Raw genomic sequence first — 16,160 nt, forward strand, 5'->3', positions numbered from 1 at the left:
CCTACGACTCGGGGCGTGCTGCACGTCGGCTCCTGGATCACGGTGATGTCCGTACTTCGGTCGAAGCGGCCTCTCGCTTTAGTCGCGGCACATCGGACCAGTAAGACGTACCGTACGGTAGCAACATGCTCAGAAAGACATCCAGCAGGACCGGCCGCTTCCAGCTCGGATCCGGCACAAAGCGGTATTCATCGCGCGCAAGTGCGCGGCTCGCCGATCGGGAGGTGAGCCAGCGAGACCTACGGCGCATCTCATCCAACATCGCATTGCGTGCCGCTACTTGGTCCATGCCTGTCCGCAGGAATGCAGCAGCCGCACCTCGAGCCCCGTACCAAGCCAGATAGCGCTTGCGGGCCAAGCTGTGGCCGGCCCACTCATCAGCCATCGCATGCATGATCACAGCCGCGCCGGCTGGCTCGAGCGTGTGGCGGCGTAAGAGATGGGTAAGGTAGGTCTCGATCTCGGCCTGAGCTAAGGCCTCCCACACCTCCACCTTGGCCGCCGACGCATCGGGACGGCCTGCTAGGTCCATCAGGGTGGAGTGCAGTCCGTTCTGGAGGTCACGGGATCCGCCCCAGTCAATGGGATAGCACCAAGCTAGAGGCTCGTACAGCGAGCGCCGAATACCGGGCTCTGGACCTTGCGATACCCGTATCGCCCCCGCGTCCTCCAGGCGCCGCAATAGCGCGTGGCTTAGCGACGCCCCCGTGGTGAATGGCGCTTCGGTCGAAGTGGAGAGTTCAAGGGCATACCACGCGGCAAGGCGCACCAGTCCAAGCGACTGGGCATAGGTCCTCAGGTCGCGGTCGGCGGGCGGCAGAGTCGGTTGGGTGCAGGCACATACCATCGCACCTCTCGCGAGTAAGCCGGGGATGCTACCAGCGCCTCTCCATGCTGGCTACATGTTTTTCATGTAACCGGTGGGTGGGTCATAGATTTCTCAGTCGTCCAAGCCTGGTGACGACAATGGCCTTCAAGACCATCTACCGCGATGACTATCGAAAACTGGTGGAGCGGCTAAGGAACCGCCGAGAGGAGTTGGGGCTGACTCAGAGCGATGTGGCGCGTAGGTTAGGTTGGCCACAACAGCGGCTGTCTGCGGTCGAGGCCGGGGCCCGCCGGCTAGATGTGATCGAATTCTTCCAGCTGACCTCGGCCCTTGGTCTAACCGCCTCGCGCGCGGTCAAGCTCGTCCTGCCGAGCAACTAGATGTGTGAATTCCATTGTCGTGAAGGCCACACTTCTACTTTGGGAGATCAGCCCGAGGCGGCATCAGCTATGCTTGTCACCTTGGCTCGATAGGTGGCTTGAGTTGTTGCAAATTTGCCCGCATAGGCCAGCTGAGCAATCAAAAAGTAACAAAAGGAAGGTCATGGTGTCTTATTTTAATCGCCATCATGTTGATTTTAATGATAATATTTCTGTGCGCCTTGGCTTGTGGTGGCTAGAGCCGTTCTGAGCAATACGCTCTCCGCGCAATCGTTTTACATGGAATTTAAGGAGCAATACATGCCGACGTGGCTTGTGACCGGCGGAGCCGGTTTCATCGGTGGGAATTTCGTGCTGCGCGCGGTTGCGAGTGGCGTCAAGGTGATCAATCTCGACGCGCTGACGTATGCCGGCAATCTGGATACCTTGGCATCCATTCAGGACAATGCGTCGCATGTCTTCGTACAAGGGGACATAGGTGATCGCGAACTCGTGGCGCGACTTCTCTCTGAGCATCAGCCCGATGCGGTGGTGAACTTCGCCGCGGAAAGCCATGTCGACCGCTCGATTGACGGCCCCGGCGCGTTCATCCAGACCAATGTGGTCGGCACGCTCGGCCTGCTGGAGGCGACGCGCGACTACTGGAAGGCACTGGAAGGCGGGCGTCGTGAGGGGTTCCGCTTCCTTCATGTATCCACCGACGAGGTCTACGGCTCCCTGGGCGATACCGGCAAGTTCACCGAAACGACGCCTTACGCGCCCAATTCTCCATACTCGGCATCCAAGGCCGCTTCCGATCACCTCGTGCGCGCGTTCCACCATACGTACGGGTTGCCGGTACTCACGACCAACTGCTCAAACAACTATGGTCCGTATCATTTCCCGGAGAAGCTGATCCCGCTCATCATCGCGCGGGCCCTCGCGGGTGAGCCCCTCCCGGTCTATGGCGACGGGAAGAACGTGCGCGACTGGCTGTTCGTGGGCGATCACTGCAGCGCCATTTGCACGGTCCTGGAAAAGGGCCGCGTCGGCGAGACCTACAACGTCGGTGGCAACGCCGAGAAGCAGAACATCGACGTCGTCCATACCATCTGCGCCCTGCTCGACGAGCGCGTCCCGCGCGACGATGGGCAGCCGCGCAGCAGCCAGATCACGTTCGTCGCCGACCGCCCCGGACACGACCGTCGTTACGCGATCGACGCGTCCAAGCTTCGGGACGAACTGGGCTGGGAGCCGGCGTACACGTTCGAGCAGGGCATCGGCGAGACCGTCGACTGGTATCTGTCCAACCAGGAATGGGTGAAGCGTGTCCTGGACGGCAGTTATCGTCTGGAACGCATCGGTACGGCCGCGTAAGGAACAGCAAGACCATGACGACACGCAAGGGCATCATTCTCGCCGGGGGGTCCGGCACCCGCCTGTACCCGCTGACACAGGCCATCAGCAAGCAACTGCTGCCGATCTACGACAAGCCGATGATCTACTACCCGCTCAGCGTGCTGATGCTGGCGGGCATCCGCGAGGTGCTGGTGATCAACACGCCGCACGAGCAGGCCTTGTTCAAGGCACTGCTGGGCGACGGTACGCAGTGGGGAATGGATATCCAGTACGCCGTGCAACCGAGCCCGGATGGGTTGGCCCAGGCTTACCTGATCGGGCGCGATTTCGTGGCAGGCAAGCCCAGCTGTCTGGTGCTCGGCGACAATATCTTCTACGGGCATGGGTTCACCGAACAGCTTCGTCGCGCCGACGCCCGCGCCGACGGAGCCACCGTGTTCGGCTACTGGGTCAACGATCCGGAGCGCTATGGCGTCGCCGAGTTCGATCCGAACGGACGGGTCGTCGGCATCGAGGAGAAACCCGCCAAACCGCGTTCCAACTATGCGGTCACGGGACTTTACTTCTACGACGGCCACGCAAGCGACTACGCAGCCGCGCTCAAGCCCTCGCCACGCGGCGAACTCGAGATTACCGATTTGAATCGTTGCTATCTCGACGCGGGCAACCTGCACCTCGAGCAACTCGGACGCGGGCACGCGTGGCTCGACACCGGTACCCACCAGTCCCTCCTCGAGGCATCGAATTTCATCGAAACCATCGAGGCGAGGCAGGGCCTGAGGGTCTGCTGCCCCGAGGAGATCGCTTTCGGCAACGGTTGGATAGACGCCACCCAGGTGGAGAAGCTGGCGGCACCGCTCGCCAAGAACGGCTATGGCCAATATCTGTTGTCGCTCGCTGCGCGAGGGGTTGTTCGATGAAGGTCATTGAAACCAAGTTGCCCGGCTGTGTCATCATCGAGCCGGCCGTGTTCGGTGACGAGCGGGGCTTCTTTTTCGAGACATGGAATGCCGCCCGCTTCGGTGAGCACGGATTGCCGACCAGCTTCGTCCAGAGCAACGTGTCCTCGTCTTCGCGGGGCGTGCTGCGCGGCCTGCATTATCAGTGGCCGAATCCGCAGGGCAAGCTGGTCAGCGTGCTCGAAGGCGAGGTCTACGACGTGGCGGTCGACATCCGTCGCGGTTCACCGACATTCGGGCGTTGGGAAGCCGTGATATTGAGTGCCGAAAACAAGCGCCAGTTCTGGATCCCGGAAGGCTTCGCCCACGGTTTCGCCGTGGTGTCCGAACGCGCGGTCTTCAGCTATCTGTGCACGGCCGTGTACGACAAGGCGGCGGATGCGGGCGTTCGCTGGGACGACCCCGCGATCGGCATCGACTGGCCTGTCGGCGAGCCCCAGTTGTCGGCCAAGGACGAAGTGGCGCCCTTGCTGGCCGACATCGCGCCGGAGCGACTGCCGACCTTCGCACCATGACCATCCTGCTGCTCGGTGCGAATGGACAGGTGGGCCATGAACTGAGGCGCAGCCTGGCGCCGCTGGGAGAGGTCGTGGCGACCACGCGTTCCGGCGAACTGTCGGATGGCGGGCGTTGCGAGATCGCCGATTTCGACCAGCCCGAAACACTTGCCGCACTGGTGGCACGCGTCGCGCCCGCGCTGGTCGTCAACGCTGCTGCCTACACGGCCGTCGACAAGGCTGAAGACGATGAGGCTGCCGCGTTCCGCGCGAACGCGGAAGCCCCTGGCGTGCTGGCCAGAGCCTGCGCATCCCTCGGCATTCCGTTCGTCCATTACTCCACCGACTACGTGTTCGATGGGCGGGGGACGCACCCTTATCGCGAAGACGATGCCACCGCGCCATTGGGGGTATACGGGGCCAGCAAGCTGGCAGGCGAGGAGGCGGTGCGCGCGGCGGGTGAAAATAACCTTATCCTCAGGACCGCATGGGTATATGGTGCGCGGGGACACAACTTCCTGCGCACCATGGTGCGCTTGGGTGCAGAGAGGACTGAACTGCGTGTTGTTGCCGACCAGGTCGGCACACCGACGCCTGCCTACCTGATCGCCGATACCACCGCGCGCCTGCTAAACATCGGTAAACAGGCACGGGGTACCCTGCATCTGACCGCCTCCGGCGCTACTTCCTGGTACGGGTTCGCCGAGGCCATTGTCACCGGTGCTGCCGTGCGCGGACTGCTGTCGCAGGCGCCTCGTGTCACGCCGATCGCGAGCGCCGACTTCCCGACGCGCGCTTGCCGCCCCGGCTATTCACGCATGGATGTGGCAGCGCTCGAGTCCGTCCTGGGGCAGTCGATGCCCGACTGGCGGGTGGGACTGGAACACGTGCTGGACCAGATGGCCGCCCGCTGACCCAGTCACGGCTTGCGCGTGTCGCGACACGCCTGATTGCGCAGCCCCCCGGCTCTCGTTATCGTCTGCCCAGGGGATGGTTTCGACGGGAAGGAAGATGATCAGGGGAATCCTGGCTGCGTTCGCGGCCTGCCTCGCATTGGCGTCGTTCGGCGCATTTGCGCAGGTCGATGTAGACGCATTTGTCCGCAAGGACAAGTTCGATGACATCAAGCTCTCGCCAAACGGCAATTACTACGCCGCGACAGTAAGGCTGGAGGACCGTACTGGGCTGGCGGTCATGCTGCGTAGCGGCAACAAGCTGACCGCGCATTTCGTGCTGGGAAAGAATACGCACGTCTCCGGTTTCTGGTGGGTCAATCCGGAGCGGGTGCTGATCGCGATCTCGGAGAAGTACGGCGCCCTGGACGAGCCGCAACCGACCGGCGAGCTGTACGGCATCAATGCCGACGGTACCAAGGTGGAAATGCTGGTCGGCTACCGGGTCGAGAGCCGCGGCGCGGGAACCCGCATCCAGCCCAAGAAGGTCGAGGATGTCGCCGCATTCCTTGTCGACACGCTGCCGGGCGACGACAAGAACGTCATCATCGCGGTGTGGCCCTTCAGCGAAGATCCGTACACGCGCGCGGAGCGCATGGACGTCTATAGCGGACGGCGCACGCAGGTCGCGCGCGCGCCGGTGCGGCGTGCCGATTTCGTCACCGACAACACCGGTACCGTGCGCTTCGCCGCCGGCGCGGGCTCGGACAACGTGCGCAAGCTGTATTACCGCAGCGGCGACGGCGCGGAGTGGACGCTGCTCAACGACGAATCAGTAACCGGCGAGAGCGAGTATCCGATCGGCTTCTCGGAGGACAACCGCACGGCCTATCTGCTCGCGGAGCAGCGCAAGGGGCCGGACGCCGTGGTGGCCTACGACGTCGCCTCGGGGACCCGCAAGACGGTATTGCGCGATGAAAGCGTGGATCCTGCCGCCATCATCTACCGTGATGGCGCGATCGGTGTCGATGCCGATACGTCCGCAGGACGCGTGCCGGTGGGCGTGCTGCTGATGGATGGTAAGCCGCGTACCGCGTTCTTCGACCCGGCCAGCAAGGAAGCCCGCCTGCAGAAAGAGCTCGAACAGGCGTTCGCCGGCCACACGGTGGGCATCACCTCCATCACGGCCGACGGCAACACGGCGCTGGTCGAGATGTCCAGCGACCGCAATCCGGGCGATTTCTACTTGTTCCGTATCAACGAGCGCAAGGCGGACTACCTGCTGAGCCGGCGCGACTGGTTCGATCCCGAGAAGATGGCCGAGTCGAAGCCCGTGCAGTGGACTTCGCGGGACGGCCTCGCCATGCATGGCTACCTGACGCTGCCGCCCGGCGGCCAGGGCAAGAACCTGCCGATGGTCGTCCTGCCGCATGGTGGCCCGTTCGGGATCCGTGATGTGTGGGCGTTCGACGACGAGGCCCAGATGTTGGCAAGTGCGGGCTATGCCGTCCTGCAGCCCAACTTCCGTGGCTCGGGCGGCTACGGTCGTTCGTTCCACGAGGCCGGTGCGCGCGAATGGGGGCTGGCGATGCAGGACGACGTCACCGACGCGACCAAGTGGGCCATCGGCCAGGGCGTTGCCGATCCACGTCGCATCTGTATTTATGGTGCCAGCTACGGCGCTTACGCGGCGCTCACAGGCGCGGCGAAGGAACCGGCGCTGTACCGGTGTGCCGCAGGCTACGTGGGTATCTACGACCTGCCCATGATGCATACGCGGGGCGACATCCAGCAGCGCGGCTCCGGTGAGACCTACCTGAATCAGTGGATCGGGCCGCGCAATGAGCTGGCCGCGGTCTCGCCGGTCAACATGGCCGACAGGATCAAGGTGCCTGTGTTCCTCGCGGCAGGCGGTGAAGACGAGCGCGCACCGGTCCAGCACACCGAGATCATGGAGCGCCGTCTGAAAGCGGCGGGCGTCCCCGTCGAGTCGCTGTACTACAAGACCGAGGGACATGGCTTCTACGTCGAGGCCAACCAGCGGGAGTACTACACCAAGCTGCTGGATTTCTTCCATCGCCACTTGGGTGGTGCCAAGGCCAAGTAAGCAACTGGTTCGAGCAGGAAACGACGGCGCCCGATGGCGCCGTCGTGCTTTTCACGCCCGGCGCATCATCCGCTTCAGCAAGGGAGATGCCGCCAGCGCCACCGCGCCGCAGCCCAGCCCGATCCACATCATCAGCCAGAACAGGTCGGCATAACCGGCGGCGGCCTGTGCGAGATCCCAGGCCTCGCCCTCCGGTACGTCGAGCGCGGCCAGCTTGCCGAACTGCGCGGCCAGCGTTTCCGAGAACGCGGTGGCGAGCAGCCACATGCCCATCATCAGGCCCACCACGCGGGGTACCGACAGTTCGGTGACCGCGGCCAGGCTGACCGGCGCCAGGCACATCTCGCCGACTTCCAGCAGCAGATAGGCCAGCACCAGCCACCACACACTGGCCATCACGCCCGTCTCGCCGACCTGCTGCGCGGCGAGCGCGAGCGGGACGAAGGATAGGCCGCCGAACACGAGACCCATCGCGCCCTTCAGCGGCTTGGAAGGATCGCGTCCACGTTTGGCGAGCGCGGCCCACAGCCACGCGAAGACGGGCGCCAGCACCACTAGGAACAATGCGCCGAGATAGGTCAGCGATCCGGCCGTCTGCGGCAGCACGACCGAATCGCGCAGGACGAGCAGCACCATGACGGTGGCGGTCGCCAGGAAAATGGTTCGAGGAAGCGGTGAGCCCGCATGGCGCTCGCTGGCCCGCACGGCGATGACGAAGGCGACCGGCATCGCCAGCAGGCTCCAGGTCGACCATGGCGCGGTGCGGACGAACAGGCCTGCGTTCTCCAGAAGGCCGTCCGACCACACCAGCACGCCTGGCGCATGCACCAGCGACGGGAACAGGTCCTTCGTCAGCAGGCGGTCGGTGAACATCACCCACGAGCCGTAGGTCTGCTCGTACAGGGTGAAGAACACCAGGCACATGAAGATCATGGCCATCAGCGCGAGCATCTGCCGACGCTGCGGCGTGGTGCATTGCGTGGTGATGAACCAGGCGAACCAGCCGAGTACCAGCATCAGCACGACGAGCATCAGTACCAGCGCCAGCGACAGCTCGCCGCCCAGCGCGAACGCCCCGTTCGCTGCCGCCCACATCAGCCAGGCCACCGGCAGCACGCCCAGCAACGCGCCCAGGTAGATCGCCCACTCGCGCGGCACGCCGAGCCATGGCGCACGCAATACCGCCGGCGATGGCGGTTCCGCGTGGCCCTGCAGGTAGCGCTGCCCCCACAGGAACATCGCCAGCCCCAGCAGCATGCCGATGCCGGCCGCGCCGAACCCGTACCTCCAGCCCAGCGTTTCGCCCAGGTAACCGCACACCAGCGAGGCCAGCAGGGCGCCGAGGTTGATGCCGGCATAGAACAGGCTGAAACCGCCATCGCGGCGAGGATCGTCGGGCGGATAGAGGCGACCGACGATGCCGGTGATGTTCGGTTTCAGGAAGCCCACGCCCATCACGATCAGCGCCAGCGACAGGTACATGGTGCGCAGCGCCCCTTCGTCGCGCGTCACCACACCGCCGTCCGAGACGGCGGCGACACCCTCCAGTGCCATGCCCGCATGGCCGGCCACCAGCAGCAGGCCGCCGAACACGACCGCCTTGCGCATCCCCAGCCAGCGGTCGGCCAGCAGGCCGCCGATCACCGGGATGCAATAGACCAGGCCGCCGTAGGCGCCGATCAGGTCGTAGCCGGCGCCGTCGGCGAACAGGTGGTACTTGGTCAGGTAGAGCAGCAGCAGCGCCTTCATGCCGTAGAAGGAGAAGCGCTCCCACATCTCGGTGAAGAAGCAGACGTAGACGCCCTTGGGATGGCCCAGGAAGTCGTCGCGGCCGGGGGCGGCGGGGGCAGGGTGGCTCAAGGGCCGCTCCAGCTTCGGAAAACCGGGCGAGTATAGGCGCCGCAACGGTCCCTGCGGCTGGACTTGCCGGACGGCGAACGCTAGCGTGTCCGCCTTCTGCCATTCGGGAACGCGCCATGAGCTCGCCGGGGACCCCGCAACTTACTTTCCGCGCCGTCGTGCTGGCCATCGTGCTCGCCGTGGTGCTGTCCGCCGCCAACGCTTACCTGGGCCTGTTCGCCGGCCTGACCGTAGCCACCGCCATTCCGGCGGCCGTCGTCTCGATGGGCGTGCTGCGCCTGCTGGGCGGCGGCACGATCCTGGAGAACAACATCGTGCAGACCGGCGCCTCGGCCGGGTCGTCGATCGCGGCGGGTGTGATCTTCACCATCCCCGCGCTGATCATCCTGGGCTACTGGCAGGACTTCCAGTATTCGTGGGTGCTGGCCATCGCAGGTCTCGGCGGCCTGCTGGGCGTGCTGTTCTCGGTGCCGCTGCGCCGCTCGATGATCGTCGAAGAGCCGCTGCCGTTCCCCGAAGGCAAGGCTGCGGCCGAAGTGCTGAAGGCCGGCGAGAATCCCGGTCCCGGCCTGAAGATCCTCGCGTTCTCCGCCGCCATCGGCGGCGTGCTGAAGGTCGCCGCGCACAGTGGCATGCGCCTGATCCCGGACACTGCGGCCGGCGCGGGCTTCTTCGGCAAGTATCTCGGCTACCTCGGTACCAACCTGTCGCCGGCGCTGCTGGGCGTGGGCTACATCGTCGGCCTGAACATCGGCATCGTGGTGCTGTCCGGCAGCATCCTGTCATGGCATATCGCCATTCCGCTCTACCACATGTTCTTCATGGGGACGGATCCGGCACTGGCGCAAAGCATCGCGGGTGCGGGAGCGGAAGATATCGCCGGCGCCATCTGGTCCGCGAAGATCCGCTACCTCGGCGTCGGCGCCATGCTGATCGGCGGCGTGTGGACGCTGTTCTCGCTGCGCAAGTCGCTGCTGTCCGGCGTCAAGAGCGGCATCGCCGCCGCGCGTGCGGGCTCGGGTGGCGCCGATGTCGCCGAGACCGACCGCGACCTGCCGATGAAGTGGATGCTGGTGGCGCTGGTGGTGTTCGTGCTGCCGCTGCTGCTGCTGTACCAGGCCATCGTTGGCATGTGGCACGTCAGCATTCCGATGGCGATCATCATGATCGTTGCGGGTTTCCTGTTCGTCTCGGTGTCCGCGTATCTCGCGGGCCTGGTGGGTTCGTCCAACAATCCGGTATCGGGCATCACCATCGCCACCATCCTGTTCGCCTCCGTCGTGCTGCTGTTGCTGTTGGGTGAAAGCGGGCGCATGGCGGTCGGCGCCGGCGGTGCGCCGTTGGGTGCGGTGGCCGCGATCATGATCGGTGCGGTGGTGTGCTGCGCGGCGGCGGTCGGCGGCGACAACCTGCAGGACCTGAAGGCCGGCTACATCGTCGGTGCCACGCCATGGAAGCAGCAGCTGATGCTGGGCATCGGTGCGTTCTCGTGCGCGCTGATCATGGCGCCGGTGCTGAACATCCTGTCCGAGGCCTACGGCATCGGTGCGCCGACGGCCGAGCATCCGAATCCGCTTTCCGCCCCGCAGGCCACGCTGATGGCGTCGGTCGCCAAGGGCCTGTTCGGCGGTGAGCTGCCGTGGGGCATCATCGGCATCGGCGCGGTGATCGGCGCGATCATTATCGCGATCGACGAGGCGCTGAAGGCCAAGGGCAGCAGCTTCCGCGTGCCGGTGCTGGCCGCGGCCATCGGCATCTACCTGCCGCTGGAACTGATGGTGCCGATCTTCCTGGGCGGCCTGCTGGCCTATCTGGTCGAGAAGCGCCACGGCATGGTCGGCACCAAGGACGAGGAGGCGCGGGATCGCATCCATCGTCCCGGTACCCTGTTCGCCGCCGGCCTGATCACTGGCGAGGCGCTGATGGGCATCGCGGTCGGCGTGGCCATCTACGCGACCAAGGACCGCGACGTGTTGGTGCTGCCGGAAGCGTTCCAGCAGGGCGAGATCGTCGGCCTGGCGGTATTGGCGATCGTCGGCTGGCTGCTCTACCGCACCGGCGCCAAGTCGAAGGCATTGGGCGAAGCCGGATCCGGCCCAAAGTGAACTGACACACGGTGCAAAGGCGTGACCTGACGCCTTTGCGCCCCGGCGCGCTTAGCGCCTACCATCGGGGTTTCCCTGTTGCCGGAGCCCCGGATGAAGCTGAAATCCGCCCTGTTGCCCTTCTGCCTGCTGGCCGCGCTGCCGTCGCTGGCCGCCGCCCGTGGCCTCGATGTCCGTGACTTGCAGAAGCTGGACCGCGTGTCCTCGCCGACGCTGTCGCCGGATGGCAGCACTGTCGTGTTCGCCAAGCGCATCGTCGATGCCGACGTGGTGAAAGCCAGCAGCAGCCTGTGGATCCGCAATCTGCTGACCCGCGACATGGCGCCGCCGAAGCGTCTGACCCCGGAAGGCTGGAGCGTCAACTCGCCGTCGTTCTCGCCGGACGGCAAGACCGTCTACTTCCTCAGTGCCAAGTCCGGCACCCAGCAGTTGTATGCGCAGCCGGTCGCGGGCGGCACGCCGCGCCAGCTGACCGACTTCGCGCTGGAGGTGGCCAGCTACAAGCTTTCGCCCGATGGCGCCCGTGTGCTGTTCAGCACCGACACCTTCGCCGACTGCAAGGCCGACTTCGCCTGTACGAAGAAGAGGCTCGACGACACCGCCGCGAAGAAGAGCACCGGCGTGGTCTATGACGGCCTGTTCGTGCGCCACTGGGACACCTGGGCCGATGGTCGCCGCAGCCGCCTGTTCGTCGCCGCGCTGCCGGAAGGCAAGGCCAAGCCGGTCGCCACCGCGACGTCGCTGACCGACCGCCTGGATGGCGATGCGCCGTCCAAGCCGTTCGGCGGCGCCGACGAATACACCTGGTCGCCGGACGGCGCGTCGGTCGTTGCGGCGATCCGCGTGGCCGGTAAAGGGGAAGCGTGGTCGACCAACTTCGACCTGTACAGGATCGCCGCCGACGGCAGCAGCGCGCCGGTCAACCTGACGGCGGCCAATCCCGCCTGGGACACCGGTCCGGTGTTCAGTGCCGACGGCAAGACGCTGTTCTACCGCGCGATGAAGCGCCCGGGTTTCGAAGCCGACCGCTATGGCCTGATGGCGATGGATCTGGACAACGGAAAAGTCCGCGAGATCGCGCCGGACTGGGATCGCAGCGCTGACAGCATCGTGCTCTCGGACGACGGCGAACGGATCTACACCACGGCACAGGACATGGGCGAACACCCCTTGTTCTCGGTGGACATCCAGAGCGGCCAGACCCGCAAGATCGTTGGCGACGGTAGCGTCTCGGCGTTCGACATGGCTGGCAAGACGCTGGTGTTGTCGCGCAACACGTTGCAATCCGGTGACGTCATCTACGCCACCAGCGACGACGTCGGCGCCACCTTGCGCGCCATCACGCCGACGGCCGGCGAGGTGCTGAAGGACGTATCGTTCGGCGACTTCGAACAGTTCACCTTCAAGGGCTGGAACAACGAGACCGTGCACGGCTACGTCGTCAAGCCGCACGACTACGTGGAAGGCCAGACGTATCCGGTCGCCTTCCTGATCCACGGCGGTCCGCAGGGCAGCTTCGGCAATGGCTGGAGCTACCGTTGGAATCCGCAGACCTACGCGGGCCAAGGCTATGCGGTGGTGATGATCGACTTCCACGGCTCCACCGGTTACGGCCAGGCCTTCACCGACGCGATCAGCCAGCACTGGGGCGACCGCCCGCTGGAAGACCTGCAGAAGGGCTGGGCGGCGGTGCAGAAGCAGTACGCCTTCCTCGACGGCAGCAAGGCGTGCGCGCTCGGCGCCAGCTATGGCGGCTACATGATCAACTGGATCGCCGGCAACTGGAACGAGCCGTGGAAGTGCCTCGTCAACCACGACGGCGTGTTCGATACGCGTTCGATGGGCCACGTGACCGAAGAGCTGTGGTTCACCGAGTGGGAGAATGGCGGTACACCGTTCGACGCACCGAAGAACTACGAGAAGTTCAATCCGGTCAACCATGTCGCCAAGTGGCGCGTGCCGATGCTGGTGGTGCAAGGCGAAAAGGACTACCGCGTGCCGGTGGACCAGGGCCTGTCCACGTTCACCGCGCTGCAGCGCAAGGGCATCGAGTCGAAGCTGCTGTACTTCCCCGACGAGAACCACTGGGTGCTGAAGCCGCAGAACAGCATCCTGTGGCACGACACCGTCAACGCCTGGCTGAAGCAGCACATCGGCCGCTGAGGCCTGCACTGAAGGGTCGGTCACGCCGGCCCTTCTTCTTTGATTGAAGGAGTACGCCGCCGATGGCGATTGAAGCCACCGAACCCTCCGCCGCGCTGATCCAGAACGACATCGTCCTGTTCGGCCTCATTGCCGGCACGCTCGGCCTGATCTTCTGGCTGTCCAGTGGTCCTACGCCGTTCTGGAAGAAATTCTTCGCGTGGGTGCCGGCCTTGCTGCTGTGCTACTTCATCCCCGCGTTCTACAACACCGTTGGCCTGATCGACGGTGGCAACAACAGCCTCTACAACCCCGTCGCCAGCCGTGTGCTGCTGCCCGCGGCGCTGGTGCTGCTCACGCTGTCGGTCGATCTGAAAGGCATCCTGAAACTCGGCCCCAAGCTGTTGTTCGTATTCTGCGCCGGTACCGTCGGCGTCGTGCTGGGCGCCATCGTGTCGTTCCAGCTGATGCAGTGGATACACCCCCCGGCGGTAGCCGGCGACACCTGGAAGGGCATGGCCGCCTTGTCCGGCAGCTGGATTGGCGGTGGCGCGAACATGGTCGCCATCCGCGAGGTGTACGCCGTCGACGCGACGCTGTTCGGCCAGTTCGCTGTGGTTGATGTGGCCGTCGCCAGCCTGTGGATGGCGACGCTGCTGTTCCTGTCCGGTCGCTCCGCGCGGCTGGACGCGCGCAGCGGCGCCGACACGCGCGCCCTCGATGAGATGAAGGAACGGATCGCGGCCTACGAGGCCGCCAACGCGCGCATCCCCAGCCTCAGCGACATGATGGTGATCGTCGGCCTGGCATTCGGCGCCGTAGGACTTGCGCACGCCGTGGCCTCGCCGCTGGCGGCGTGGTGCGCGGCCAACGTGGCCAACGCCTCGCGCTACAGCCTGGATTCGTCCTTTGTCTGGGTGGTGGTGCTGTCCACGGTGATCGGCCTGGGCCTGAGTTTCACCCGCGTACGCCGGCTGGAAAGCGCCGGCGCTTCGCGGGTCGGCACGATGTTCCTGTACTTCCTGATCGCCTGTATCGGCATGCAGATGGACTTCCTGCAATTGGCGGCTCGCCCCGAGTTGCTGGCCATCGGCGTCATCTGGATGCTGGTCCACATCCTGGTCATCTGGGTGGCGGCGAAGCTGGTGAAAGCGCCGTTGTTCTACTTCGCGGTCGGTTCGCAGGGCAACATCGGCGCCGCCGCGTCGGCACCGGTCGTGGCCGCAGCGTTCCATCCGAGCCTGGCGCCGGTGGGTGTGCTGCTGGGGACGGTCGGCTACGCCACGGGCACCGTGATCGCCTATGGCCTGGGCCAGGTACTGCGGTCGATGGCCGGGCAGTAGCTCGGCGGCCTCCGGTCCGGCGGTGCGCCGCGCATCGCCTGACCTCCTTTCCCGCGGCGAACCTGTGGGAATGCTTTCGTGGCCGACTCCGTTGCCCCTTCCACCGCACTGATCCAGAACGACATCGTCCTGTTTGGCCTCATCGCCGCCACATTGGGCGTCGTGTTCTGGACATCGTCGCGCGAGACCGGTGCCTGGAAAAAGTTCTATACCTACGTGCCGGCCTTGCTGCTGTGCTACTTCATTCCGGGCATCTACAACAGCATTGGCCTGATCGACGGCAACGCCAGCAAGCTGTACAACCCGGTCGCCAGCCGCGTGCTGTTGCCGGCCGCACTGGTGTTGCTGACGCTGACCATCGACCTGAAGGGCGTATTGAAACTGGGGCCGAAGCTGCTGGCGATGTATGCCGGGGCCTCGATCAGCATCATGGTCGGTGCATGGGTAGCCTTCTGGCTGATGGGATTCATCCATCCGGAAACCGTGGCCGGCGACACGTGGGGCGGCATGGCGGCACTGGCGGGCAGCTGGATCGGCGGCGGCGCCAACATGCTGGCGATGAAGGAGGTGTTCGCGGTCGACGAAACCACGTTCGGGCAGTTCGTCGTCGTCGATGTCAGTGTGGGTTACGTATGGATGGCCGTGCTGATCTTCCTGGCCAACCGCGCGCAGGCGATCGATGCGCGCAGCGGCGCGGATACGCGTGCGATCGAGGAGCTGAAGGAGCGCCTCGCCAGTTACCAGAAGCAGCACGAGCGGGTAACGACGCTACCCGACCTGATGGTCATCCTCGGCATCGCGTTCGGCTCGGTCGGCCTGTCGCATGCCATTGCCGGGCCCGCGTCGTCGTGGTTCGCACAGAACGTGTCGTGGGCGAAGCAAGTCAGCCTGCACGAACCCTTCGTCTGGGTCGTCGTGCTGTCGACGTTCGTCGGCCTCGGCCTGAGCCTGACCCGCGCGCGCACGCTGGATGGCGCCGGTGCGTCGAAGATCGGCGCCCTGTTCCTGTACATCCTGATCGCCTGCATCGGCATGCAGATGGACATCGGTTCGCTGGCCGACAAGCCCTGGCTGCTGGCGCTGGGCCTGATCTGGATCCTCGTCCACATCGTGCTGCTGGCCTTGCTGGCGAAACTGCTCAAGGTGCCGTTCTTCTATTTCGCGATGGGCTCGCAGAGCAACATCGGTGGCCCGGCCTCGGCGCCGGTGGTGGCCACGGTGTTCCACCCCTCGTTGGCACCGGTGGGCGCACTGCTCGGGGCGCTGGGATACGCGACGGGCACCGTCGCCGCCTACGTGGTCGGCGTGGTGCTGCGAGGGATGGCAGGGCAGGGCTGACGAAGGAAACCCTGTAGGAGCGACGTAAGTCGCGACCGGAAACATCAACGTCGCGACTCACGTCGCTCCTGCAGGAAAGCCGGAACGAAAAAGGGCGAAGCCACCGGCTTCGCCCTTCTTGTTTCTCCCGGGGCCCGCGGCCTCAGCAGCAGCGGAACCCGCTCTTGCCGCCGAACCGGGCCTCCTGCCGCTCGCGGAAGAAGGTCTTGTAGTCCATCGGTTCGCGGTCGGGATGCTTCTCCAGCACGTGCCGGACGTAGTTGTCGTAGTCCGGCACGCCGCAGCACAGCCGCGCCGTCTGCACCAGCCTCCGCCACACACGCTTGTGCGTGGCGAAGTGCGAGAGCGGAACGAGTTCGGTGCCCATGG

13 protein-coding genes are annotated in these 16,160 nt (G+C 65.1%); 10 read left to right on the top strand and 3 right to left on the bottom strand.

The window, feature by feature from the left end; all coding sequences use genetic code 11:
* Positions 1-37: 37 nt before the first annotated feature.
* Positions 38-847 carry a hypothetical protein gene (locus AC1Q5B_RS14045; RefSeq protein ID WP_492632226.1) on the bottom strand — a complete coding sequence of 270 codons (810 nt, stop codon included), beginning with the start codon at positions 845-847 and terminating at the stop codon, positions 38-40.
* A 119-nt stretch (positions 848-966) separates the two neighbouring features.
* Between AC1Q5B_RS14045 and AC1Q5B_RS14050 the strand changes: the two genes are divergently transcribed.
* From AC1Q5B_RS14050 to AC1Q5B_RS14075, 6 genes are all read left to right on the top strand, one after another.
* Entirely contained in the window at positions 967-1,209 is a 243-nt protein-coding gene (locus tag AC1Q5B_RS14050; protein ID WP_492632227.1) for a helix-turn-helix domain-containing protein, read from the top strand.
* Between the two features lie 300 nt (positions 1,210-1,509).
* A complete protein-coding gene (gene rfbB / locus AC1Q5B_RS14055; protein ID WP_492632228.1) occupies positions 1,510-2,565 on the top strand; it encodes a dTDP-glucose 4,6-dehydratase in 1,056 nt (351 codons plus the stop codon).
* A 14-nt stretch (positions 2,566-2,579) separates the two neighbouring features.
* Complete coding sequence (gene rfbA, locus AC1Q5B_RS14060) at positions 2,580-3,467, top strand: glucose-1-phosphate thymidylyltransferase RfbA (protein ID WP_492632229.1); 888 nt, start codon at positions 2,580-2,582, stop codon at positions 3,465-3,467.
* Entirely contained in the window at positions 3,464-4,021 is a 558-nt protein-coding gene (gene rfbC / locus AC1Q5B_RS14065; RefSeq protein WP_492632230.1) for a dTDP-4-dehydrorhamnose 3,5-epimerase, read from the top strand. Before rfbA ends, rfbC begins: the two co-directional genes overlap by 4 nt.
* Positions 4,018-4,917: a dTDP-4-dehydrorhamnose reductase gene (gene rfbD, locus AC1Q5B_RS14070; RefSeq protein WP_492632231.1), complete on the top strand. Its 900-nt coding sequence runs from the start codon at positions 4,018-4,020 to the stop codon at positions 4,915-4,917. The genes rfbC and rfbD overlap by 4 nt, the downstream gene beginning before the upstream one ends.
* 97 nt (positions 4,918-5,014) lie before the next feature.
* Complete coding sequence (locus AC1Q5B_RS14075) at positions 5,015-7,003, top strand: alpha/beta hydrolase family protein (protein WP_492632232.1); 1,989 nt, start codon at positions 5,015-5,017, stop codon at positions 7,001-7,003.
* Positions 7,004-7,054: 51 nt separating this feature from the next.
* On the opposite strand, the gene AC1Q5B_RS14080 is transcribed toward AC1Q5B_RS14075, so the two are convergent.
* A complete protein-coding gene (locus tag AC1Q5B_RS14080; RefSeq protein ID WP_492632233.1) occupies positions 7,055-8,863 on the bottom strand; it encodes a peptide MFS transporter in 1,809 nt (602 codons plus the stop codon).
* A 116-nt stretch (positions 8,864-8,979) separates the two neighbouring features.
* Here AC1Q5B_RS14080 and AC1Q5B_RS14085 point away from each other — a divergent pair, with 116 nt between their 5' ends.
* The 4 genes from AC1Q5B_RS14085 (at position 8,980) to AC1Q5B_RS14100 (ending at position 15,791) form a co-directional block, all read left to right on the top strand.
* Positions 8,980-10,968: an OPT family oligopeptide transporter gene (locus AC1Q5B_RS14085; RefSeq protein WP_492632234.1), complete on the top strand. Its 1,989-nt coding sequence runs from the start codon at positions 8,980-8,982 to the stop codon at positions 10,966-10,968.
* 93 nt (positions 10,969-11,061) lie between these two features.
* Positions 11,062-13,131, top strand: a complete 2,070-nt coding sequence (locus AC1Q5B_RS14090) for a dipeptidyl-peptidase 5 (protein ID WP_492632235.1) — start codon at positions 11,062-11,064, stop codon at positions 13,129-13,131.
* 62 nt (positions 13,132-13,193) lie between these two features.
* Positions 13,194-14,453, top strand: coding sequence for a DUF819 family protein (locus tag AC1Q5B_RS14095; RefSeq protein ID WP_492632236.1), 1,260 nt, complete (start codon positions 13,194-13,196; stop codon positions 14,451-14,453).
* Between the two features lie 78 nt (positions 14,454-14,531).
* Positions 14,532-15,791 carry a DUF819 family protein gene (locus tag AC1Q5B_RS14100; RefSeq protein ID WP_492632237.1) on the top strand — a complete coding sequence of 420 codons (1,260 nt, stop codon included), beginning with the start codon at positions 14,532-14,534 and terminating at the stop codon, positions 15,789-15,791.
* A 142-nt stretch (positions 15,792-15,933) separates the two neighbouring features.
* Here the strand turns inward: AC1Q5B_RS14100 and AC1Q5B_RS14105 are convergent, their stop codons facing one another.
* A complete protein-coding gene (locus AC1Q5B_RS14105) occupies positions 15,934-16,158 on the bottom strand; it encodes a YbdD/YjiX family protein (RefSeq protein ID WP_492632238.1) in 225 nt (74 codons plus the stop codon).
* Between the last annotated feature and the right edge of the window lie 2 nt (positions 16,159-16,160).

The sequence above is a fragment of the Pseudoxanthomonas sp. GW835-FHT14C01 genome, assembly GCF_058793715.1.

Bases quoted from the DNA above. Each gene is read 5' to 3' on its own strand.
- AC1Q5B_RS14045 (WP_492632226.1), bottom strand. From the start codon at position 847: ATGGTATGTGCCTGCACCCAACCGACTCTGCCGCCCGCCGACCGCGAC.
- AC1Q5B_RS14050 (WP_492632227.1), top strand. From the start codon at position 967: ATGGCCTTCAAGACCATCTACCGCGATGACTATCGAAAACTGGTGGAG.
- rfbB (WP_492632228.1), top strand. From the start codon at position 1,510: ATGCCGACGTGGCTTGTGACCGGCGGAGCCGGTTTCATCGGTGGGAAT.
- rfbA (WP_492632229.1), top strand. From the start codon at position 2,580: ATGACGACACGCAAGGGCATCATTCTCGCCGGGGGGTCCGGCACCCGC.
- rfbC (WP_492632230.1), top strand. From the start codon at position 3,464: ATGAAGGTCATTGAAACCAAGTTGCCCGGCTGTGTCATCATCGAGCCG.
- rfbD (WP_492632231.1), top strand. From the start codon at position 4,018: ATGACCATCCTGCTGCTCGGTGCGAATGGACAGGTGGGCCATGAACTG.
- AC1Q5B_RS14075 (WP_492632232.1), top strand. From the start codon at position 5,015: ATGATCAGGGGAATCCTGGCTGCGTTCGCGGCCTGCCTCGCATTGGCG.
- AC1Q5B_RS14085 (WP_492632234.1), top strand. From the start codon at position 8,980: ATGAGCTCGCCGGGGACCCCGCAACTTACTTTCCGCGCCGTCGTGCTG.
- AC1Q5B_RS14090 (WP_492632235.1), top strand. From the start codon at position 11,062: ATGAAGCTGAAATCCGCCCTGTTGCCCTTCTGCCTGCTGGCCGCGCTG.
- AC1Q5B_RS14095 (WP_492632236.1), top strand. From the start codon at position 13,194: ATGGCGATTGAAGCCACCGAACCCTCCGCCGCGCTGATCCAGAACGAC.
- AC1Q5B_RS14105 (WP_492632238.1), bottom strand. From the start codon at position 16,158: ATGGGCACCGAACTCGTTCCGCTCTCGCACTTCGCCACGCACAAGCGT.